We start from the raw sequence: 20576 nt of genomic DNA on the forward strand, positions 1-20576 counted from the left end.
CAGGAGGAACAGGAGGAACAGGCGGAGCGGGAGGAGCGGGCGCGCCGGGCGGGTGGCGGAACCGGCCGCACACCGGCCGGGCCCGGTCCGGCCCGGCGGTCAGCGGTGCGCATCGGGACGGCCCAGCACCGGCCACGCGTACACCAGCAGGGCCAGCGCGACGGCGCCGCCGGCCAAACCGGCCACCGGTGGGAGCGGAGCCGCCGTCACCACCGCCCCGGCCAGTGCGCCGAGCGCCGCGACCCCGGTCCGGCCGCAGCGCGCCAGCAGGGCGGGCAGCACCAGCAGCAGACCCAGCACCCCCTGGCCCGCCCACTGCCCCGGGTCGGCCCGCTCGGCCACCAGGTGCAGCAGGCCGCCGTGCCCCGGCCCCGGACGCGGCGCCACCGCGGTCAGCACCGCGAGCGCCGCGAAGGTCAGCACGGACAGCACCGCCAGGTGCAGGGCCAGCGCCGCCGGGAGCACCGGCCGCATCCGGGCCCGGAACTCGGCCAGCGTCACCGCCGTCCCCAGGTGGCCCCGCCCGACGCGGCGGAACCAGCGCGCGGACCACTCGGCCGACCCGGCCGACAGCGCGGCCGCGAGCACCAGCGCCGTCGTCACCCGTCGGTCCCCCGGGCCACCGGCCGTCAGCGCCGGCGGCGCCAGCAACAGCCCGGCCACCCCTGCGCCGTGCACCGCCTGCCACCACCACAGCCGGGCGTGGACCACCCGCGCGGCACCCGGGACGACCGGACCGGCCTTCTCCTCGGGCCCGTCGACCGGCCGCTCCCCGCCACCGGCGCCACGGGAGTCGTCGCGGTCCCCGGGGTGGCCCGGGCCGGCGGGGTCCTCGGCACCGGCCGGACCGGACCGGCCCGCGAACGGGATCGCCACGGACCACCCGGGGGCCCTGGCCGACCCGTCCGCACCGGGCGCGCCGGAAGCGGCCGGGACGAGCGCCAGCGGGACGGCCGCAGCCAGCAGGAGGGGCCGGCCGCCACCGAGCCCGGCGGCGGCCGCGCACGGAAGCGCCGCCAGCACCGCCGTCCGGAGCGCCACGACCCAACGCCGCTGCCGGCTCTCCCCGGGTACGGCCTCGACCGACGGGGGCGCGCGGCGCGGCACCCGGGCGTACAGCTCCTCGGCGAGCGCGAACAGGTCCGCGTGCCGGCACCGGGCGGCGTCCGCCGGGCCGAGTCCGGCCTCCTCCAGCCCGGCGGCGATCTCCAGCGGATCGACGGCGCGCTCGCAGAGCTCCCGGTGCTCCGCCATCACCTCCCGGACCGGATCGCCGGAGGCGCCGGGGATCCGGACGCCCACCGGGTGCGCGGCGGGACCGGCCGCACCCCCCGGGCGGGCTCCCCCGTCCACCCCCACGGACGCTCCTGCACCGGCCGTCATCAGACCGCCTCCGCGAGCGCACCGGGCCGGCCGGACGCCTCACCGACGCCCTCGGCCGCCGGGGTCCCCTCGGTCCCGGGCCCGGCCGCCCGGCTTCCCGTACCCGCGGACCCGACATCCGTCGCGCCGGGATCCGTCGCCCCGGCATCCGTCGCCCAGAGGTCGGCGGACCCTCCGCCCGCCGGCCCGGTGCCCGCACGGTCGCCCGCCGCTCCCACCACCACCGCGCCACCACCCGCCCCGGCGCCGCCACCCCGGCCGGTGAGCCAGTACTCGGCGGGCCGGGCGAACGGCCGGGGCCGGGGACCGCCCGGAGCACCGGGCGCCCCGTCGGCGGCCGGGTAGGCCGGCCACTGGGAGACCAGCTCCAGGTAGATCTCCCGGAAGGCCCCGACCACCGGCTCGACGGCGAAGCGTTCCTGCGCCCGTAACCGGCCGGCCAGGCCGAGTCGGGCCCGGCGCTCCCCGTCCCGCAGCAGGGCCAGGCAGGCACCGGCCAGCGCGCGCGGGTCGCGCGGCGGGACCAGCAGCCCGGTCGGCCCCACCACCTCGCGGGCCACGCCGACATCGGTCGAGACCACGGCCCGCCCGCTCAGCATCGCGTCGGCCAGCAGCCGGGGGCCCCGCTGGGAGAGCGCCGAGAAGAGGACCACGGAGCCGTCCGCCCAGGCCCGGGCGGCGGACCGGGGCCGGCCGGCGAACTCGACCGCCTCGGCCACCCCGAGCCGTGCGGCGACGGCCTCGCAGTGCGCCCGGTAGCCGGGGACGGCCTCCTCACCGTGCACGACCAGCCGCGCCTGCGGAAGGTCGGCCCGGACCAGGGCGAAGGCGTGCAGGGCCAGTTCGGGGCCCCGGCCGGGTTCCAGGGCCCCGGCCCAGACCAGGGTGGGCCGCTCCGGCTCCGGGCCCGCGGCGGGCCGGTCCACGGCCGGGGTGCCCTCGTACACCACCCGGGTCCGCTCCGGGTCGGCCCCGCAGCGCAGCTGCCAGCGCCGGTCGTGGGCACTGCCGGGGGTGAGCACCGCGGCCTGCCGGTAGGTCTCCTCGGCGAGCGCCCGGAAGAAGGCGAGTAGGAGCGCCCGGACCGGCCGGAGGTACGGCGCCTCCCGGTACCCGAGGTACTGCTCGCGCAGGTGCAGGCCGTGCTCGGTGACCACGAACGGCACCCCGTGCAGCTGCTTGGCCACCAGCGCCGGCAGGGCGGCCGGGCCGCCGCCGACCACGTGGCAGAGGTCGGCGGCGCCGATCCCGCCCGGCCCGGTGCCGTACCAGGGGGCGGCGAGCGGTCGCAGGCACTGTTCGAGCAGGTCGGCGGCGACCAGGACGTCGCGGACCAGCGGCTGCCCGGCGGAGGTGTCGGCGCCGGGCGAACGCCAGACCCGCTCCAGGACGCCCCGGGCCCGGGCGGAGACCAGGAAGGCCGGCAACCCGCCGTCCTCGCGGGCGAGCCCCGCCAGCCGGTACAGGCCGGCACCGAAGGAGGACCGCTCGTCCGGCCTCAGCAGGGCCCGGACGAGCTGCTCGTAGGCGCGGGCGTACTGGCGTCCGCGGAGCGCGCCGGGCGCGCGGCCGGTCCGGCGGCGCCCCCGGAGGGCCTGCTCGTGCACGCCGCTCCCCCGGCCGTGCGGGTCCTCACCGGCGCCCGGACCGGCGGTCCCGGCCGACACGTACCACTCGAAGTCGTGCTCGCGCAGACCCTCCACCAGCCGGTCGCACCACCCGCCGACGCCACTGCCGGCGCGCGGACGCACACCCTCGGTGAGCAGAGCAACGCGCACGGGAGACCTCCGGGGCAGAGCGGATCGACGGATTGCTGAGCGGCTTGGCCGGCGCCCGGCCGGCCCGCGTCCGACGCGGGCGGCCCGGGGCGGAGGAGTCGGCCCGCCGGAGACACCGCGGCCCGGTACCGGCGGCCGTCCCCCGGCCCCCGGTCACCCTCGCGCGGCCGCCCTCCGGGTTCTCCGGCGGCCGCGACTCCCCCACACCTGTTCGGTCCGACAGCAGAAAGGTAGGACCGGCTTACGGCAATCCATCGGTCACATGCCTGGTTGCCACCTGAACGAGTGAACCGGAGTGACCACTTCCCGATCGGGGCGTTAACGGCTGCCGATCAAGGGGTATCGGTCGTGTTCCGTTCGATCCGTTCGATCCGTTCGGCCCGCACCGCCCCTTCGGCCGGTTCGATCCGTTCGGCCCTCGACCCGTTCGACCCGCCCCGTCAGGCGGCCCGCTCCAGCAGCTCCCGCACGGCGCGGGCGACGACGCCGGGGTGCTCCATCATCGCGACGTGCCCGGAGTCCGGCAGCACCAGCAGCCGCTGGTCCGCGAAGACCCCGCAGGCCCGGCGCGCCGAGCGGTACGAGACCAGCTTGTCGCGCAGCCCGTACACCAGCAGCACCGGCACCTTCACCTGCGCGGCCTGCCGCCACAGTGCCTGGTCGCCCCGCTCGGTGTAGGCGGAGGCGATGCCCCGCACCGAGCCGACCAGCGCCTGCGTCGCGTACGGCAGCTCCAGCCGCCGCCGGTACTGGGCCACCGCCTCGGCCCGGACCTCAGGGGACAGGGCGTCGGGGTCGCCGTAGACCAGCCCGAGCACGCCCTCGGTGACCGCCTCGGGTCCCCGCCCGTCTGACGGCCGCCGGCGCAGCAGCGCGGGGAGGCCGGGCACGGCGAGCAGGGCGGTCGGCCAGGCGGTGCGCTGCGGGGGCAGTTCGGGCAGGGCCGGCGAGATCAGGGTGAGGCTGCGGACGAGGTCCGGGCGCAGGGCCGCGAGCCGGACGGCGACCGCGCCGCCGAGCGAGTTGCCGAAGAGGTGGACCGGGCCGCGGCCGGACGCCTCCAGGTAGCCGATGACCGCGCGGACGTGGCCGGACAGGGAGAGGTCGCCGTCGCGGGGCGGGGCGGATTCGCCGAAGCCGGGGAGGTCCACGGCCTCGCCGTCGACGAGGTCGGAGAGCCGGCCCATGAGCCCCGTCCAGTTGGCGGCGGAGCCGCCGAGGCCGTGCACGAAGAGCGCCGGCGCCCGCCCGCCGGGGGCCGTCGGGGCGGCGTCGTGGCGGTGCACCGCGACGACCGCGCCGGGGACCTCGACCGTGCGGAACGGCGGCGGGGCGGCCGTCTCCGGGCGTATCTGCTGATCAGGGCTGCTCATGGTGGACGATGGTAGTGAGCCGGCGCCGTCGCGGCCTGCCCACGGACCGTTCCCGGTCCGCTCCCGGTCCGGTCGTTCCTGCCCCTGTCACACCACTGCCGGTGGCCGTGGTCAGCGCCGTATTGTGGGCTCCTGACAAGGGGGCTGGCCGCTTTTCTCACGCCTGCCAAGCGCGAGGGCGGTTACCCGAAAGTAGAATCGGTCATCTTGCCAACCCCGTACGACCCGTGAAATGAGGAGCGCCGTGACGGCCATCCAGGAGGCGCAGGAGCGCCCGCGCGGTGCCCGCCTGCCGCGAAGCGCCCGCCGTGAACAACTGCTCGGTGCCGCCCAGGAGGTGTTCGTCGCGCAGGGTTACCACGCGGCCGCCATGGACGACATCGCCGACCGCGCCGGGGTGAGCAAGCCGGTGCTGTACCAGCACTTCCCCGGGAAGCTGGACCTCTACCTGGCGCTGCTGGACAAGCACTGCGACGCCCTGGTCGACTCGACCCGCGAGGCGCTGGAGACGACCACCGACAACAAGCTGCGGGTGGCCGCGACGATGGAGGCGTACTTCAACTACGTCTCCAGCGAGTCCGGTGCCTTCCGGCTGGTCTTCGAGTCGGACCTGACCAACGAGCCGGCCGTGCGCGAGCGGGTCGAGCGGGCGGCGGAGGCCAGTGCGACGCTGGTCAGCAAGGTGATCCAGGAGGACACCGACCTGCCGGAGTCGGAGTCCAAGCTGCTCGCGGCCGGGGTCTGCGGCCTGGCCCAGATCACCGCGCGGTACTGGCTCTCCCAGGGCCTGGAGATCCCGCGCGACGAGGCGGTCCGGCTGGTGGCCAGCCTGGCCTGGCGCGGGCTGAAGGGCTTCCCGATGCACCCCAACCTCGATTCCCCGGAGGCCGCTGCCCCCGAGCAGTGATCACCGGACCTTCGCCTCGGTACCGATCCGGTGCTCTATGGTGAAGCCGTACGGCGCGGTCGCCGCGAACGCTTGTCCCAGGCGGTCCGGTGCCCGCGCGTGGATGGCTGCAACCCCGGAGGGACGGAAGCCGTGGAGGTCAAGATCGGCGTGCAGAACGCGCCGCGCGAGATCGTCATCGAGAGCTCGCAGACGGCCGATGAGGTCGAGAGCGCGATCGCCAAGGCGCTGGAGGGCACCTCGAAGCTCTTCACGCTGACCGACGAGCACGGCCGCCGCGTCATCGTCCCGGCCGAGCGCCTGGCGTACGTGGAGATCGGCGAGCAGGCCGCCCGCAAGGTCGGTTTCGGCACGCTCTGAGCTGTCCTTCGGTGCCCCGTTCCCTCGTCCGAGGGGGCGGGGCACCGTCGCGTTCACGGCCGGGGCGGGGGGACGTGGCGGGTGCGGCCGGCTTGCCTCGGCGTGTACGACCGGGGGGAGCGGGGTACGGCGACAAGTGCGGCCGACCACGTGCCGCGCACCGAGCCCCGGGGAGGCACCCTTGCTGGTCGAGACGTTCGCCTTCGCCCTCGTCGGCCTGGTGGTCGGCGCCACCGCCCTGCTGTCGCTGCCCGCGTACTTCCCCTCCGGGTGGGGGCTGACGATGGGGACGGCGCTGGTCTCCGCGCTGCTGGCCGGGGTGATCGCGCACTTCACGCTCGACGGCGAGTACCCGGCGGCCTGCATCGCGGTCTCGGCGGTCACCTCGGCGCTGATCACCTCGGTGCTGGCCCGTCCCGACCTCGCCGCAGGCCGCCAGCCGGCCCGCCGGCACCGCCCGCACCGGGCGGGTTCGCACCGGCGGCACCGACCCGCCTGACCCGGGCCGAAGGCCCCCGGGCGTTACGAGGCGAGGCCGAGCGCGGCCATCCGCCGGGTGTGCGCCTCGGTGATCCGGTTGAACATCTTGCCGACCTCGACGAGGTCGAAGCCCTGCACCCGGACGCCGCCGACCAGCAGGTTGGAGAGCGCGTCCCGCTCGGCGACCACCCGCTGGGCCTGGCTGAGCGCCTCGCCCATCAGCCGCCGGCCCCAGAGCGCCAGCCGGCCGCCGGCCCGCGGGTCGGCCTCGATGGCCTGCCGGACCTTGTCGACCGCGAACTGGGCGTGGCCGGTGTCCGACATGACGCCGAGGACCAGGTCGCGGGTGTCGTCGTCCAGCCGGGCGGCCACCTCGCGGTAGAAGTCGGTGGCGATCGCGTCGCCGACGTAGGCCTTGACGAGGCCCTCCAGCCAGTCCGAGGGCGCGGTCATCCGGTGGAACAGCTCCAGCGGCTCGACGAACGGCCGCATCGCCTCCTGCGGGTCGGCGCCGACCTCGGCGAGCCGGTCGTGCAGTCGCTGGTAGTGCTGGAACTCGGCGGAGGCCATCCGGGCCAGCGCCGCCTTGTCGGCCAGGTCGGGCGCCAGCTTGGCGTCCTCGGCGAGCCGCTCGAAGGCGCTCAGCTCGCCGTACGCGAGGGCGCCGAGCAGGTCCAGCACGGCCGCCCGGTAGCCGGGGTCGGCCGAGCAGGTCGCCCAGTCCCCGATCGAGCCGTCCGCCACGTCCTGCGTCCCACCACGGTTCTCCATGACCCGTCACCTTAGTCCCGGTCCGTCCCGGGTCGCTCCCCGCACACGCGCGGCCCGCACACGCCGCCCGGCCGCGCAGGGGCACCGGCCCGTCCGGCTCCGCCCGCCCCGACCTGCGATGTCGCCCGCGTCACGTGTTCGAGTCGTCGGGTGACTGTATGGTGGTACGGAGGCCCGTCGTGCTCGCACGGTGTCACCGCCGTCTCGGTGTGCCGGGCAAGCCCGCTCCGAAGCAGGCGCAGTCCGTCAGGACGTGTCCGTACCGGAAGCCGGGACCTCAACGTACGCGGATGCCCGGTCGGAGAGCCGATCGGCTCCGACCAGGGCTTGGACTTCAAGCCTTGGCACCGCACCAGTGGCCGAGCGAGGGCCGCCGAGACCGCGCCATCCCGGCGCAGGTCCCGCGCAGGTCCCTCACGGGAATCCTCCCCGACGCCGCCGGCGACGCGCCCCTGTCGGGCCGCGCGCACCGGCCGGCCGCAGGGACCGGCGCGATTGTGCGTCCGCGCAGCTGTTTTCGGGGCCGTCCAGGCCCGTACGCAGCCGCGCGGCTGCCCGCCCGCCGCTCGCTCTCGGCCCCTCCACACGGAAGAGGCAGCACCCTGTCCACCACCGCTGAACCCACGAAGACCACGTTCCGGGACCTGGGGATCCTCCCGGAGACCGCCGAGGCGCTCGAATCCGTCGGCATCGTCCACCCCTTCCCCATCCAGGAGATGACCCTGCCGGTCGCGCTGACCGGCCACGACGTCATCGGCCAGGCCAAGACCGGCACCGGCAAGACGCTCGGTTTCGGTCTCCCGCTGATCGAGCGCGTCGTCGTGCGGGCCGACATCGACGCCGGCCGCGCCGGCGAGGACCAGCTCTGCGACTCCCCGCAGGCGCTGATCGTCGTCCCGACCCGCGAGCTCTGCACCCAGGTCACCAACGACCTGCAGACCGCCGGGAAGGTCCGCAACGTCCGCGTGCTCGCCGTCTACGGCGGCCGGGCCTACGAGCCGCAGGTCGAGGCGCTGAAGAAGGGGATCGACATCGTCGTCGGCACCCCGGGGCGCCTGCTCGACCTGGCCGGCCAGAAGAAGCTGGACCTGTCGAAGGTCCGCTCGCTGGTCCTGGACGAGGCCGACGAGATGCTCGACCTCGGCTTCCTGCCGGACGTCGAGAAGATCATCACCATGCTGCCGGCGAAGCGGCAGACCCTGCTGTTCTCCGCGACCATGCCGGGCCAGGTGATCAGCCTCGCCCGCCGGTACATGAGCCAGCCGACCCACATCCGCGCCGCCGCTCCGGACGACACCGGCAGCACCGTCGCCAACACCGAGCAGCACATCTTCCGCGCCCACTCGCTGGACAAGGTCGAGATGGTCTCGCGCATCCTCCAGGCCGACGGCCGCGGGCTGGCGATGATCTTCTGCCGCACCAAGCGGACCGCCGCCGACGTGGCCGACCAGCTGACCCAGCGCGGCTTCGCCTCCGGCGCCGTCCACGGCGACCTCGGCCAGGGCGCGCGCGAGCAGGCGCTGCGGGCGTTCCGCAACGGCAAGGTCGACGTGCTGGTCTGCACCGACGTCGCGGCCCGCGGCATCGACGTCGAGGGCGTCACGCACGTCATCAACTACCAGTGCCCCGAGGACGAGAAGACCTACCTGCACCGGATCGGCCGCACCGGCCGGGCCGGCGCCTCGGGCACCGCGGTCACGCTGGTCGACTGGGACGACATCCCGCGCTGGCAGCTGATCAACAAGGCGCTCGAACTCTCGTTCAACGAGCCGGAGGAGACCTACTCCACCTCGCCGCACCTGTTCGAGCTGCTGAAGATCGCGAAGGGCACCACCGGTGTGCTGCCGCGTTCGGAGCGGACCCGGGCCGGGCTCGGCGCGGAGGAGGTCGAGGACCTCGGCGAGACCGGCGGGCGCGGTTCGCGTTCGGCCGGTGGCGCCCGGGGCCGCGGCGGACGGGCGGCCGGCCCCGGCCGGGCCGACGCCGTCGAGACCCCGGTCGCCGAGGAGAAGCAGGCCCGCAAGACCCGCGAGCGCCGCCGCACCCGTCGCGGCTCCTCGGTCGACGAGGCCGTCGAGGCCGTCGAGGGCACCGTCGCCGAGGCCGTCGCGACGGCCGGCCCGGAGGCTCCGGCCGTCGAGGGCGCCGAGGGCGAGTCCGCGGCCCCGCGCCGCCGCCGTCGCCGCTCGCGCGGTGCGGCGTCCGGCGAGGACGCCGCCGCCGTGGCGGAGGCTCCGGCCGCCGTCGCCGAAGCCGCGGCCCCGATCGCGGCTCCGGTCGCGGTCGCGGTCGCCGAGGCGGTCGCCGAGGAGAAGCCGAAGCGCACCCGCACCCGGGCCAAGAAGGTCGCGGCGCCCGCCGAGGCCGCTCCGGTGGTGGAGGCCGCCGAGGCCGCCGCCGACGTTCCGGCCCCGCGCCGGCGTTCCCGCACCCGCCGCCCGGCCGCCGCCCCCGAGGTGGCTCCGGAGAGCTGATCCACCCTGGTTGAAGGGGGCGGCCGGAATGTTCCGGCCGCCCCCTTCGGCGTCCGCACACCGATCCGCGGGTCTGCCCGCCGCCGCCCGGCCGCCACCGGCGCAGCCGGGTGGGCCGGGGGCTCGACGGCAGACCCTAGGCTCGGGGCCGTCCGCCGGTTCACCCCGCCGCCCCAGGCCCCAGGAGGTCGTCCCCATGAGTACGCCGCCGTTCCTCACGCTCCCGTCCTGCGCGCGCGCCCTGCGGGTGGCGACGACCCGCGGCGGGTTCGCCGCGCTGCGGGCGGAGCCGGCGGGGGCGGTGCGCGGGTCCGCGTTGCTGGTGCCCGGGTTCACGGGCAGCAAGGAGGACTTCATCGCCCTGCTGGAGCCGCTGGCGGCGGCGGGCTACCGGGTGACGGCAATCGACCAGCGAGGGCAGTACGAGACCGGGGGACCGGACGACCCGGCCGCCTACGCGGTGGCCGCGCTGGGCGCCGACGTGCGGGCGCTCTCCGCCGCGCTGCGGGCCGAGGCCGTCGCGGCCGACGGGAACGGCGCCGGCGGGCGGCTGCACCTGCTCGGCCACTCCCTCGGCGGCCAGGTGGTCCGCGAGGCCGTCCTGGCCGCCGAGGCCGAGGCGGTGGCCCGCCCGGGCGGCTGCGGATCGCTGCCGTGGTCCTCGCTGACGCTGATGTCCACCGGGCCGGGTCCGATCGACCCGGCCGAGGCGGAGCGGACCCGGCTGCTGGTCGACGTGCTGCCGACGATGACCCTCGAAGAGATCTGGCAGGTGATGCAGCAGCTGGAGGAGGGCGGCGACCGGGCCCGCCGCCCGGGCGCCGAGGTCGCCGCGTTCCTGCACCGCCGCTGGCTGGCCAACGTGCCGCAGGCGCTGATCACCACCGGCGGCCACCTGGTCGCGGCACCGGACCGGGTGGACGAGCTGGCCGCGACGGTCGCCGCCGGGCTGCCCGCCCTGGTGCTCTCGGGAGTGCGGGACTACGCCTGGCCGGTGCCGGAGCAGACCGCGATGGCCGCCCGGCTGGGTGCCCGCCGGATCGTGGTCGAGGACGCCGGCCACTCCCCCAACGCCGATCAGCCTGCCGCCACGGCCGCCGCCCTGACCGCCTTCTGGGGCTGACCGGCCGGTCCGGCGCCGAGCCGCCGCCGGAGCGCCGACGCGGCGAACCGGGCCCCGCCGTGCGCCCGCTCCGGGCCTCTGGTAAAAGACATGCGACAAAATTCGTTAGTTGCGGTAATATTTGATTCGGTCCTGGAAACATCGTTGACACTGACGTCGGCGTGCTGTCGATGTCGATCCTCCGAAACCAGGACTTTACGGACGGGCAACGGCCCGGTAGCAGCACCACCGCAGAGTGGATTCGAGGGAAAGACACCCTTGGCACGCAGGGGGGAGCCCTCTTTGCCGCAACGGTCGGTCGACCGTTCGACCCGACAGACCCTGAAAGGGCTGATACCGACTCAGCCACGAACGCCCCGCTCGACGGGGCCGGGAAAGGAAACGCCCATGCGCTTCGAGATCCTCCGACTGGACGACGCCCGCGGCACCGCCACCGACCGCCTGATCGCCGACGCCGAAACCGTCCGCGAGCTCGTCCAGGCCGCCGCCCGTACCGGCGAACGCCTGCTCATCCGCCCGTGCCCCGCCGCCTGACCGGCCGCTGCGGCGCCTCCGACCGGGAGGCCTCACCCGCCGCCGACGAGCCGGGATCGTCCGACCCCGACGTTCCGAAACCGGACTGACGCCCCGCCACCGCACCAGCGGAGACGGGGCGTCAGTGCGTCCGGGACCGCCCGGCGCCGCACCCCGGAGCGCGCCGCGGACGTTTGCCGCCGCCCCCGGCTGGACAGTTCCCCAACGGGATCCGCCGCACCGCGCCCACCCCGCGCCGGCCGGCCGTCCGCCACCGACCGGTGCCGCCGGACCGCCCTCCGTACGGGTGATCGTCCTTGACGCGGCGGTCCGGAGGGAGGAGCGTTGTCGGCTATGAGGGGCGAGCCAAGCTGCCCGAGGTGCGCCGGTCGGGTCCGCGCTCCCGGTCTGTTCTCAGACACCTGGCAGTGCGACCGGCACGGCGCCGTGCATCCGATGCAGCCGGTGCTGCCCCCGAGCGTCGAGGCGCTCGGTGTCGCGGTCGCCCGTTCGCAGGTCCCCGTCTGGCTGCCCTGGCCGCTCCCGGTCGGCTGGCTGTACACCGGCATCGCGCACGTCGGCGACGACATCTCGGGCGCCCGCGCCACCGCCGTGGCCTGCGCCGGCCCGGCGCCGCTCGGGGGGTTCGGCGAACTGGTCCTGATCGCGGAGGAGCTGGGCGTCGGGCTCGGTGCCCGGTACGCGGGGCTCCCCGGGCCGGACCCGGGCGACTCGGTCGGCCTCTACAAGCCGGCGGACGCCAAGCTGCTGGCCGCCGGCCGGCCCACCCCGATGTTCCACGTCCCGGACGCACCGGCCGACCGCGCGGTCTTCGCCGGCGAGGCCCGCGGCCTCTGGCTCTGGGCGGTGGCCTGGCCCGAACAGTCGGCCCTGGTCATGTACGACGAGCTGGTGCTGACCGACCTGCGGGAGGCCGGCGCGGAGCTCGACCTGCTGCCCTGCGGGGCGCTCTCCCCCCGTCTGCTGGGCTGATCCCCCGACACCCGGGCGCACTATCCTGGGCCGCACCTCCGCCGACGACCCAGGGAGCACCGCCCGTGCGCATCGACCTGCACGCCCACAGCAACGCGTCCGACGGTACGGACAGCCCGGCGGAACTGGTCGCGGCTGCGGTGGCGGCCGGGCTGGACGTGGTCGCCCTGACCGACCACGACACGGTGGCGGGCCACACCGAGGCGGCCGACGCGGTGCACGCGCTTCCCGCCGGCACCCGGTTGCGGCTCGTCCCCGGCGCGGAGCTCTCCTGCGTGGTGGACGGCATCTCGATGCACCTGCTGGCCTACCTGTTCGACCCCGCCGAGCCGGCCTTCGCGGCCGAGCGCGAACTGGTGCGCACCGACCGGTTCCGGCGCGGCGAGGCGATCGTCGAGCGCTGCCGCGCACTGGGCGCGGACATCAGCTGGGAGCAGGTGCAGCGGATCGCGGGAGCCGGCTCGGTGGGCCGGCCGCACATCGCCAGCGCCCTGGTCGAGGCGGGCGTGGTCGCGGAGGTCTCGGACGCGTTCACCGCGGAGTGGCTGGCCAACGGCGGGCGGGCGGACATCCCCAAGCACGAGACGGACCCCGTGACGGCGGTCCGGCTGGTCCGGGCGGCCGGCGGGGTGCCGGTGTTCGCCCACCCGGGAGCGGTGAAGCGCGGACGGACCGTCTCCGACCAGGTCATCGCCGACCTCGCGGCGGCCGGGCTGGCCGGGCTGGAGGTCGACCACATCGACCACGACGAGCCGGCCCGGCTCCGGCTGCGCGGGCTGGCGGCCGAGCTGGGACTGCTGACCACCGGGTCCAGCGACTACCACGGCACCCGCAAGACGGTCCGGCTCGGCGCGCACACCACCGATCCCGCCGTCTACGAGGCGCTGGTCGGGCAGGCCACCGGCGCGAAGCCGATCGGCGGCTGATCGCCCGCCGGTCCTCGCGCCGGCGCGAGGCGGGTCCGACGCGGTGCGGGCGCCCGCCGCACGCCCCGTGGCGGGCCGTCAGTCCAGCCGGACGCCGCGGCGGTCCGGGTCTCGCAGGTCGGTGCCGTGCTGGAGCCAGCGCTCCTGCAGCGCCGCCGCGCCGTGCACCCGCTTCCAGCCGGCCTCGTTGGGGGTCATCGGCAGCAGCGGCAGGAAGCGGACCGGGTCGGCCGGCTCGTCCAGCGCCAGGTCCTCGACCAGACCGCCGGGCTCGGCGGCCAGCACCGAGGTGAACGGCGCGCCGTCCCAGAGCGGGGCACCGAGGTCCAGCGACCCGCCGGGGGCCGGGACCAGCCCCTCGACCTGCGGCGTCGCCGCGAAGGTGGCCAGCGTGCGGAGCACGCTGTCACGCCCCCCGCGAACCGTCAGGACCAGCTCGGCGCGCGGACCGCGGACCGGGTCGGCGACCGCGGCGGTCGGGTCGGTCATCGGCGCGGCGGCCATCCCGAGCGTGGCGTAGCGGACCAGCCCCTCGGCGTCGGGGCCGAAGCGCAGCACCTCGATCCGGTCGGCACCGAGGAAGGTGACGGCGGCGCGGCCGCTCGGTTCGCCGAAGGTGGTGAGCAGCCGGGCCTCGACGGCGGCCAGCACCGCGTCGCGGGAGAGGCCGGTGCCGCCGGGGGCCGGGGAGGAGTCACCGGAGTCCGAGGACGGGTCGCCGAAGAGCGGGAAGTCGTGCGCCATGCCGGTGAGCGTAACCCGCGCGCCGCGCGCCGTCGGCACGGCCGTCATGCGAACACCGGAGCGGCGATGGCCGGTCAGATGTTAGTGTGAGCGACTGGCTACCGGGGATCCTTGCTCCTCCGGGGCAGCGGCGCGAAGGAGGTGGTTGCGGTGGATACCAGCCGACCATGCAGTACCGGCAGCTCTACCCGGCCCGGACGCCTTCCCCGTACCCCTCGCCACGCGGGCTGAAACAGCGGGCCTGAGAAACCTCGGCAGCAGCTGGACCAGCCCCCCGTGCGAACGTCACGGCGGTCTCCGGTCCGGCCGGGAGAGCACCCCACCGACGTCCGGTCGTTCCGTCTCGCGCGCCCCAGCAAGGCCGAGGACCGACCACAGGCGCCGGATTCCATCGGTGTTCCTCCGCCGTCGCACCACGGCCATCCGTCACCGCGCCGCCGTGCGGCGGCTCCTGCCCCAGGGAGCCTGCCATGTCGATGATCAACAGCCTGCGCGCAGCCGTCCGCACCAACCGCCGCCGTTCCGCGTCGGGCCTGTTCGACACGATCCACCCGGGCCAGACCCCGTCCGCGGTGGTCGACTGCGCGGTCTACCAGGACGGCAAGCGGCTGGGCGAGAGCTGCAGCCCGCGCGAGGCGGCCCGACTGGTCAAGGCCTCGAAGCAACTCCCGGACGGCGCGGGCTCGTTCAGCTGGATCGGGCTGCACGAGCCGACCGAGGCCGAGTTCGAGGGGATCGCCCAGCGGTTCGGACTGCACCCGCTGGCGGTCGAGGACGCGGTGCACGCCCACCAGCGGCCGAAGGTCGAGCGGTACGACGACGTGCTGTTCGCCGTCTTCAAGACAATCCGGTACGTCGACCACGACCAGCTCACGCCGACCAGCGAGGTGGTCGAGACCGGCGAGCTGATGGTGTTCGCCGGACGGGACTTCGTGATCACCGTCCGGCACGGCGGGCACAGCTCGCTCAAGGAGCTGCGGCACCGGCTGGAGGCCGACGCGGACGGCTCCGGGCTGCTCGGCAAGGGCCCGTCGGCGGTGCTGCACGCGATCGCCGACCAGGTGGTGGACAACTACCTGCTGGTCGCCGACCGGCTGCAGACCGACGTGGACGAGATCGAGTTCGACGTCTTCTCCAACCGGGGCGGCCGGGGCACCGACGTGGGCCGGGTCTACCAGCTCAAGCGCGAGGTCCTGGAGTTCAAGCGGGCGGTGGCGCCGCTGCTGCGGCCCATGCAGCAGCTGTCGGAGCCGCTGCAGCGGCTGGTCGACCCGGAGATCCAGAAGTACTTCCGGGACGTCGCCGACCACCTCGCCCGGGTCACCGAGCAGGTGCACGGCTTCGACGAACTTCTGAACTCGCTGCTCCAGGCCAACCTGGCGCAGGTCTCGGTGGCGCAGAACGAGGACATGCGCAAGATCACCGCCTGGGCGGCGATCTTCGCCGTGCCGACCATGATCACCGGCGTCTACGGCATGAACTTCGACTACATGCCGGAACTGCACCACCGGTACGGCTATCCGATGGTGCTCGGCAGCGTGGTGCTGATCTGCGTCGGGATGTACCGCGGCTTCCGCCGCAACGGCTGGCTGTAGGGCCCGGGCGGGGCCCGCCGCCCGCAGCGGGTCCGGGGCGGGCACCGGTGACCGGCCACCGACCGGCCACCGGGCGGCTGTCGGCTACCGACGACCGGCGCGCGCGACCAGCACCAGGCCCAGCAGGATCAGCACCACCGCCGGGTACGCGGCGACCGGGGGCCACTGGCCGAGCCAGAGCGCCGCGATCAGCGCGGCGCCCGGGGTCTCCAGCAGGACCGAGGTGGAGGTGACCGAGGGCCCGAGGGTGCGCACGACCCGGTTGCTGAGCGAGTGGCCCAGCAGCTGGGCGGTGACCATCAGCAGCACGATCTGCCACCAGGCCCCGGCCGACCAGCCGGACAGCGGCGTCCCGGCCACCAGGCAGACCGCCAGCAGGACCGCGCCGGTGGTGGCGTAGCAGACCAGCGTGTACGCGGTGGTGCTGACGGTCCGGCGGACCTCGGCGCCGAGCAGCACGTACCCGGCGGCGGCCAGGCCCGCGCCGAGCGCCAGCGCGTCCCCGGCCAGGGCGCGCGGCGAGAGCGAGAGGTCGACACCGGTGAGCACCAGGACCCCGGCGAAGGCCACCGCCATGCCGAGCCAGACCATCCGCGGCGCCCGCACGCCGAGCAACCGCATCAGCAGGATGGTCCAGAGCGGGGTGGTGGTGACCAGGGCGGTCGCCGACGCGACCGAGGTCATCCGCAGGCTGGGCATCCAGAGCGCGAAGTGGACGGCGAGCAGGGCGCCGGCCGCCACGGCCAGCAGCAGCGCCCGCCGGGAGATCCCGCGCAGCTCCGCCCGGTGGCGCAGCAGCGCGTACGGGCCGAGCACGCCGACCGACATGACGTTGCGCCAGAAGGCGATGGCCAGGGCCGGCGCGGCGGTGGCGCTGATCAGCGGTGCGGAGAGCGAGATGCCCGCGACCGAGACCGCGAGCAGCAGCAGGTCGAACCTGGGGAGCGGCTGCGCGGGGGCCGCGACGGTACCGGTGGGGGCGGTGACGGCGGCGACGGTGGCGGGGGCAGACTCTGGCCGGACGGCGGGCACGACGCTCCTCTGCTTCGGAGTGAGGGGTGCGGTTCAGGAAGGACTGCAGGGCGGGCTGCAGGGCGGGCGACTCCTACCGTAAGGCCCGTGCCGCACCGACGGAACTGTCGCCCGAACCGCGAGACATCGCCCGGACGGCTCAGGCCGTACGCTGTGCGCCATGGACCGTACGCCTGCCGCAGCCGCGACCGCCGACGACTTCCTCGACCGGGCCCTGCTGGAGGAGGCCGCGAAGAAGTCGGGGCTGCTCTGGGTCCGGGCGGACGGTCAGGAGCACGGCCGGGCCGTCTGGCACGCCTGGCACGACGGCGCGGTGGTGGTGGTCGGCGACGGCGCCGAACAGCCGCTGCACGGACTGACCGGCGGGGCGGGCGCGGTGGTGACCGTCCGCAGCAAGGACAAGGGCGGCCGGCTGACCGGCTGGCCGGCCCGCGTGGTCGAGCTGGCCCCGGGGAGCGAGGCCTGGCTGGGCGCCGTCGAGGAGCTCAAGGGCAAGCGGCTGAACGCCCCCGACACCGACACCGTCACCGACCGGTGGGCCCGCGAGTGCCGGGTGCTCCGGCTGGAGCCGGCCGGCTCGGCCGACGGCGTGCTCACCGAGCAGCCGGGTGCGATGCCGGACGCCTCGCACGCCACCGCCCCGATGCCCACCCCGGCCACCACCCGGCAGCCGATCCCCGCCGGCCTGCCGAAGCTGCTGTTCAAGCGCCGCAAGGGCTGAGCCTCCCCGCCGCGGCGAGCCCCCCGACCCCCGGCGCACCTCCGGCCCGCAGCCACCCTCCGACGGCCCCGGCGTCCCCGGCGGCGTGCCCGTGCCCGGTTCGCCCGGGTTTCCACCGAGCCCGGTCGCGGGTCCCCGCGTAGCCTTGGCCACGGGGCGTGCCCGCGCGCCCGACCGGAGCGTCGAGCGAGCGAGGGAGTCCATGGCAGGGGCAGGCAGCCGGGTCTTCATCTCCCATCTCTCCGGCATCGCCGTCTTCGACCCGAACGGCGACCAGGTCGGCCGGGTCCGGGACGTCGTGGTCACGCTCCGCCTCGGTGGCCGACCGCCCCGGGTGCTCGGACTCGTGGTCGAAGTGATCGGCCGCCGCCGGATCTTCCTCCCGATGACCCGGGTGACCAGCCTGGAATCCGGCCAGGTGCTGACCACCGGCGTGATCAACATGCGCCGCTTCGAACAGCGCACGTCCGAGACGCTCGTCCTCGGCGAACTGCTGGACCGCATCGTCACCTGGAGCAAGTCCGACCAGGACGTCACCGTCCTGGACGTCGCGATGGTGCAGACCCGGCTGCGCGAGTGGGAGATCAGCAAGGTCTTCGTCCAGGTCGGCCGGCCCGGTCGGCTGCGCAAGTCCAAGGGCGAGACGCTCACCCTGGACTGGAAGGACGTCACCGGCTTCGCCCTCGCCGAGGAGAACCAGGGCGCCGCCAACCTGCTCGCGACCTTCGACCAGCTGCGGGCCGCCGACCTCGCCAACGTCATGCACCACCTCTCCGCCAAGCGCCGCGCCGAGGTCGCCGCCGCACTCGACGACGAACGGCTCGCCGACGTCCTGGAGGAGCTGCCCGAGGACGACCAGGTCGAGATCATCGGCAAGCTCAAGGACGAACGGGCCGCCGACGTCCTGGAGGCGATGGACCCGGACGACGCCGCCGACCTGCTCTCCGAACTGCCCGGCGACGAGGCCGAGCGGCTGCTCCAGCTGATGGAACCGGAGGAGGCCGAGCCCGTCCGCCGCCTGCTCACCTACGAGGAGAACACCGCCGGCGGCCTGATGACCACCGAGCCGATCGTGCTGGAGCCGAACGCCACGGTGGCCGAGGCGCTGGCCCGGGTGCGGGTCTCCGACAACAAGCCCGCGCTGGCCGCGCAGGTCTTCGTCTGCCGCCCGCCCAACGAGACGCCGACCGGCAAGTACCTGGGCACCGTGCACTTCCAGCGGCTGCTGCGGGAACCCCCGTACACCCTGGTCGGCTCGCTGGTGGACGACGACCTGGACCCGCTGCCGCCGGACACCCCGCTGACGCTGGTCACCAGCTACCTGGCGACGTACAACATGGTCGCCGCCCCCGTGGTCGACGAGGCCGACCACCTGGTCGGCGCGGTGACCGTCGACGACGTGCTCGACCACCTGCTGCCCGAGGACTGGCGCGAGGCCGCCCCGCACGGGCCGGCCGACGAGAGAGAGGTGACCGGTGGACGCTGACCGCAAGGGCCGACGGGACGACTCGCCCCGCCAGCGCCTGCAGGGCGAGCTGCGCCAGCTGCGCGAGGTGCGCGCCCGCGAACGCGGCCGCGTCCAGCGCACCGAACCCCCGTCCGGAGGCGGCCGCAGCCGGCTCGACCAGCCGCGCACCACCCGCCCCGGCCTGATCACCCTGCCGACGTACGACCCGGAGGCCTTCGGCAAGCTCTCCGAGCGGATCGCGCGCTTCCTCGGCACCGGGCGGTTCATCGTCTGGATGACCATCGTCGTGATCGTGTGGGTGGGCTGGAACACCGTGCTGCCGGACCAGGTGCACTTCGACGACTACCCGTTCATCTTCCTCACCCTGATGCTCTCGCTCCAGGCCTCGTACGCGGCGCCGCTGATCCTGCTGGCACAGAACCGCCAGGCCGACCGGGACCGCGTCAACATGGAGCAGGACCGCGCCCGCAGCGACCGCAACATCGCCGACACCGAGTACCTCACCCGCGAGGTGGCCGCGCTCCGCCAGGGCCTCGGAGAGGTCGCCACCCGCGACTTCCTCCGCTCCGAACTCCAGGCGCTGCTCAAGGAGATCGACGAGCGCCGGGAGACCTCGGACGTGCTGTGACCTGCGGCACGCTACCGACCGGTTAAGCACCCTTCCCGGCGCCGTACCATCAAGGCATGGCCAACGAGACAGAGGTCGCGGCCGGCGTCACGGAGGAGTCCGTACGCCAGGCGCTCGCGACCGTCAACGACCCGGAGATCAACCGCCCGATCACCGAGATCGGCATGGTGAAATCGGTCGGGATCGACGAGGGCGGCGCCGTGCGCGTCGCGGTCTACCTGACGGTCTCCGGCTGTCCGATGCGCGACACCATCACCGCCCGCGTCCGCGAGGCGGTCGGCCGGGTCCCCGGGGTGACCGGGGTCGAGGTCGAGCTCGACGTCATGAGCGACGAGCAGCGCAAGGAGCTCTCGCAGCTGCTGCGCGGCGGCGCCCCCGAGCGGGAGATCCCGTTCGCCAAGCCCGGCACGCTGACCCGGGTCTACGCGGTCGCCTCCGGCAAGGGCGGCGTCGGCAAGTCCTCGGTGACGGTCAACCTCGCGGCCGCGATGGCCGAGGACGGCCTGAAGGTCGCCGTCGTGGACGCCGACATCTACGGCCACAGCGTGCCGCGCATGCTGGGCGTCGAGGGCCGGCCGACCCAGGTCCAGGACATGATCATGCCGCCGCAGGCGCACGGCGTGAAGGTCATCTCGATCGGCATGTTCACCCCGGGCAACACCCCGGTGGTCTGGCGCGGCCCGATGCTGCACCGCGCACTCCAGCAGTTCCTGGCCGACGTGTACTGGGGCGACCTGGACGTCCTGCTGCTGGACCTGCCGCCCGGCACCGGCGACATCGCGATCTCGGTGGCCCAGCTGGTCCCCAACGCGGAGATCCTGATCGTCACCACCCCGCAGATGGCCGCCGCCGAGGTGGCCGAGCGGGCCGGCACCATCGCGGTGCAGACCCACCAGAAGATCGTCGGCGTGATCGAGAACATGTCCGGCATGCCGTGCCCGCACTGCGACGAGATGATCGACGTGTTCGGCACCGGCGGCGGCCAGATCGTCGCGGACGCGCTCACCCGCACCGTCGGCGCCACCGTCCCGGTGCTCGGCTCGATCCCGATCGACGTCCGGCTGCGCGAGGGCGGCGACGACGGTCGCCCGGTCGTCCTGGCCGCCCCCGACTCCCCGGCCGCTGCCGCCCTCCGCGCCGTCGCCGGCAAGCTCGGCGGCCGCCAGCGCGGTCTCTCCGGCCTCTCCCTCGGCCTCACCCCGAAGAACAAGTTCTGACGCGCCGCCACGTCGGTGGTGCGGCCGTGAGGGCGTGAAGGGGCCCGCCGGGAGACCGGCGGGCCCCTTCCGTGCGGCTTCGTCGCGGGC

General features: G+C 75.1%; 19 protein-coding genes. 13 read left to right on the forward strand and 6 right to left on the reverse strand.

Annotated elements, in window-relative coordinates; all coding sequences use genetic code 11:
* Positions 1–99: 99 nt before the first annotated feature.
* The 3 genes from PUR61_RS32935 to PUR61_RS32945 all read right to left on the reverse strand — a co-directional run bounded on the left by PUR61_RS32935 (position 100) and on the right by PUR61_RS32945 (position 4534).
* Positions 100–1383 carry a hypothetical protein gene (locus PUR61_RS32935; RefSeq protein ID WP_329883164.1) on the reverse strand — a complete coding sequence of 428 codons (1284 nt, stop codon included), beginning with the start codon at positions 1381–1383 and terminating at the stop codon, positions 100–102.
* Positions 1383–3161, reverse strand: coding sequence for a DUF3492 domain-containing protein (locus tag PUR61_RS32940; protein ID WP_329883165.1), 1779 nt, complete (start codon positions 3159–3161; stop codon positions 1383–1385). The genes PUR61_RS32935 and PUR61_RS32940 overlap by 1 nt, the downstream gene beginning before the upstream one ends.
* A gap of 440 nt (positions 3162–3601) precedes the next feature.
* Complete coding sequence (locus PUR61_RS32945; protein ID WP_329883166.1) at positions 3602–4534, reverse strand: alpha/beta fold hydrolase; 933 nt, start codon at positions 4532–4534, stop codon at positions 3602–3604.
* Positions 4535–4766: 232 nt separating this feature from the next.
* Between PUR61_RS32945 and PUR61_RS32950 the strand changes: the two genes are divergently transcribed.
* The 3 genes from PUR61_RS32950 to PUR61_RS32960 all read left to right on the forward strand — a co-directional run bounded on the left by PUR61_RS32950 (position 4767) and on the right by PUR61_RS32960 (position 6300).
* On the forward strand, positions 4767–5441 hold the full coding sequence (locus PUR61_RS32950; RefSeq protein WP_329883167.1) for a TetR/AcrR family transcriptional regulator: 675 nt from the start codon (positions 4767–4769) through the stop codon (positions 5439–5441).
* 132 nt (positions 5442–5573) lie between these two features.
* On the forward strand, positions 5574–5801 hold the full coding sequence (locus tag PUR61_RS32955; protein WP_327680432.1) for a DUF3107 domain-containing protein: 228 nt from the start codon (positions 5574–5576) through the stop codon (positions 5799–5801).
* A gap of 181 nt (positions 5802–5982) precedes the next feature.
* Positions 5983–6300 (forward strand): hypothetical protein, encoded by a 318-nt coding sequence (locus tag PUR61_RS32960; protein ID WP_329883168.1) that lies wholly within the window; start codon positions 5983–5985, stop codon positions 6298–6300.
* A gap of 23 nt (positions 6301–6323) precedes the next feature.
* Here the strand turns inward: PUR61_RS32960 and PUR61_RS32965 are convergent, their stop codons facing one another.
* Positions 6324–7052, reverse strand: coding sequence for a ferritin-like fold-containing protein (locus PUR61_RS32965; RefSeq protein ID WP_329883169.1), 729 nt, complete (start codon positions 7050–7052; stop codon positions 6324–6326).
* Between the two features lie 497 nt (positions 7053–7549).
* Between PUR61_RS32965 and PUR61_RS32970 the strand changes: the two genes are divergently transcribed.
* The 5 genes from PUR61_RS32970 to PUR61_RS32990 all read left to right on the forward strand — a co-directional run bounded on the left by PUR61_RS32970 (position 7550) and on the right by PUR61_RS32990 (position 13081).
* The gene (locus PUR61_RS32970) at positions 7550–9526 is read left to right on the forward strand and encodes a DEAD/DEAH box helicase (protein ID WP_443035275.1); all 1977 of its coding nucleotides are present in this window, start codon (positions 7550–7552) and stop codon (positions 9524–9526) included.
* Between the two features lie 196 nt (positions 9527–9722).
* Entirely contained in the window at positions 9723–10649 is a 927-nt protein-coding gene (locus tag PUR61_RS32975; protein WP_329883170.1) for an alpha/beta fold hydrolase, read from the forward strand.
* Between the two features lie 387 nt (positions 10650–11036).
* A complete protein-coding gene (locus PUR61_RS32980) occupies positions 11037–11183 on the forward strand; it encodes a hypothetical protein (RefSeq protein ID WP_329883171.1) in 147 nt (48 codons plus the stop codon).
* A gap of 333 nt (positions 11184–11516) precedes the next feature.
* Entirely contained in the window at positions 11517–12155 is a 639-nt protein-coding gene (locus PUR61_RS32985; RefSeq protein WP_329883172.1) for a DUF6758 family protein, read from the forward strand.
* Positions 12156–12220: 65 nt separating this feature from the next.
* Entirely contained in the window at positions 12221–13081 is an 861-nt protein-coding gene (locus PUR61_RS32990; RefSeq protein WP_329883173.1) for a PHP domain-containing protein, read from the forward strand.
* Between the two features lie 78 nt (positions 13082–13159).
* On the opposite strand, the gene PUR61_RS32995 is transcribed toward PUR61_RS32990, so the two are convergent.
* The gene (locus tag PUR61_RS32995) at positions 13160–13825 is read right to left on the reverse strand and encodes a suppressor of fused domain protein (protein ID WP_329883174.1); all 666 of its coding nucleotides are present in this window, start codon (positions 13823–13825) and stop codon (positions 13160–13162) included.
* Between the two features lie 470 nt (positions 13826–14295).
* On the opposite strand from PUR61_RS32995, the gene corA reads away from it, so the two are divergent.
* Positions 14296–15420: a magnesium/cobalt transporter CorA gene (corA, locus tag PUR61_RS33000; protein ID WP_329883175.1), complete on the forward strand. Its 1125-nt coding sequence runs from the start codon at positions 14296–14298 to the stop codon at positions 15418–15420.
* Between the two features lie 84 nt (positions 15421–15504).
* Here corA and PUR61_RS33005 read toward each other — a convergent pair whose 3' ends face one another.
* Entirely contained in the window at positions 15505–16452 is a 948-nt protein-coding gene (locus PUR61_RS33005) for a DMT family transporter (RefSeq protein ID WP_380356427.1), read from the reverse strand.
* Positions 16453–16612: 160 nt separating this feature from the next.
* On the opposite strand from PUR61_RS33005, the gene PUR61_RS33010 reads away from it, so the two are divergent.
* The 4 genes from PUR61_RS33010 to PUR61_RS33025 all read left to right on the forward strand — a co-directional run bounded on the left by PUR61_RS33010 (position 16613) and on the right by PUR61_RS33025 (position 20486).
* The gene (locus tag PUR61_RS33010) at positions 16613–17173 is read left to right on the forward strand and encodes a hypothetical protein (protein ID WP_329883176.1); all 561 of its coding nucleotides are present in this window, start codon (positions 16613–16615) and stop codon (positions 17171–17173) included.
* Between the two features lie 202 nt (positions 17174–17375).
* Positions 17376–18659, forward strand: coding sequence for a magnesium transporter MgtE N-terminal domain-containing protein (locus PUR61_RS33015; protein WP_329883177.1), 1284 nt, complete (start codon positions 17376–17378; stop codon positions 18657–18659).
* Complete coding sequence (locus PUR61_RS33020) at positions 18649–19269, forward strand: DUF1003 domain-containing protein (RefSeq protein WP_443035276.1); 621 nt, start codon at positions 18649–18651, stop codon at positions 19267–19269. Before PUR61_RS33015 ends, PUR61_RS33020 begins: the two co-directional genes overlap by 11 nt.
* 56 nt (positions 19270–19325) lie before the next feature.
* On the forward strand, positions 19326–20486 hold the full coding sequence (locus PUR61_RS33025) for an Mrp/NBP35 family ATP-binding protein (RefSeq protein ID WP_329883178.1): 1161 nt from the start codon (positions 19326–19328) through the stop codon (positions 20484–20486).
* The last annotated feature ends 90 nt before the right edge of the window (positions 20487–20576 follow it).

It is taken from the genome of Streptomyces sp. BE20, from assembly GCF_036322525.1.
In the GTDB taxonomy this organism is placed as follows: Bacteria; Actinomycetota; Actinomycetes; order Streptomycetales; family Streptomycetaceae; genus Kitasatospora.